1 protein-coding gene is annotated in these 1,406 nt (G+C 45.9%); it reads left to right on the plus strand.

Annotation, left to right across the window (positions count from 1 at the left end):
• Nucleotides 1-1,384 (plus strand): IS66 family transposase (gene tnpC / locus AAEY55_RS18015; protein ID WP_350552584.1); only part of this gene is annotated, 1,384 nt, incomplete at its 5' end.
• Nucleotides 1,385-1,406 lie beyond the last annotated feature (22 nt).

Genomic DNA, 1,406 nt, shown 5'->3' on the forward strand with positions numbered 1-1,406 from the left:
CTTGGCCCAACAAAAACAATTCGGCAAAAGTGCTGAAGGCTTTGCCGGGCAAGGCGAGTTATTCAATGAAGTGGAAGAAATTGTTGAGGAAGTTGAGGCAGAGCAACAATCCATTAGCTATACCCGTAAAAAGCCGGTGCGTAAGCCACTGCCAAAAGACTTACCTCGTGAGCAGGTTATTCACGACATCATCGACAAAACCTGTGATTGCTGTGGCGGTGAGCTACATAAAATGGGTGAAGATAAGTCAGAAAAGCTTGAGTTCATACCCGCTAAAATCAAAGTGATTGAGCATATTAGGCCTAAATACGCCTGCCGTCACTGTGATAAATCCTCAACTCAGACACAGATTAAACAAGCCTCAATGCCTGCCATGCCCATCAACAAAGGCATTGCAACCAGCAGTTTGCTCAGTCAGCTTATCACCAGTAAATACCAATACGGGTTACCGCTGTATCGCCAGGAAGCGATGTTTAAGCAATACGGTATTGAACTCAGTCGACAGACCATGAGCAGCTGGATAGACAAATCAGCCACACTCTTCGCGCCATTAGTTGAACGGCTTAAAGCCGAGCTGTTAAGGCAACCCACGCTGTTTGCCGATGAAACGCCATTAAAGGTGGTGAAATCGGACAAAGTAAACAGTTACATGTGGGTGTATTGCTCGGGTCGAGATTCACCAGACCCGAATAATCCTATCCCTAATATCGTACTTTACGACTTCCACAATAGTCGCGCGGCCGCCTGCGTGGTCAATTATCTTGATGGATATCAAGGGTACTTGCACGTGGATGGCTATCAAGCCTATGCCAGAACAGAGGCAACCTTAATCGGCTGCTGGGCGCATGCTCGTCGTAAATTTATCGACGCGAAAAAGCTACAAGGTAAAAACAAAACCGGCAAAGCGGATGTGGTATTGAGCCTTATCCAAAAACTGTACGGCGTTGAGTCACGCATCAAAGATAAAAGTGTGGATGACAAATATACGGCAAGACAAGAGGTTAGCCTGCCTATTCTTAGCAAGCTAAAAATATGGCTTGAGCAGGATCAGCCAAATTTAGTGGGGAACAGCAAACTGATAGAGGCAGCTAATTACCTGGCAAATCAATGGCACAAGCTCATACGCTATGTTGATGATGGCCGACTTAGCATCGATAATAATAGAGCAGAACGCGCGGTAAAACCGTTTGTGATAGGCCGAAAGAATTGGTTATTTAGCCAAACGGCTAACGGTGCCCATGCTAGTGCCACCCTTTACAGCATTGTGGAAACCGCCAAGATAAATGGTCTAATCCCATTTAATTACATCTGTGCTTGCCTTGATGAACTGTGCCAGCCTGAGCCCGATATCGACAGCTTGTTACCCTGGAATTTTAAAACATAGGTGTAGTTCGCTAGACGCTCAC

The sequence above is a fragment of the Pseudoalteromonas sp. 120-MNA-CIBAN-0494 genome, assembly GCF_040308885.1.
Taxonomy (GTDB): Bacteria; Pseudomonadota; Gammaproteobacteria; order Enterobacterales; family Alteromonadaceae; genus Pseudoalteromonas; species Pseudoalteromonas nigrifaciens.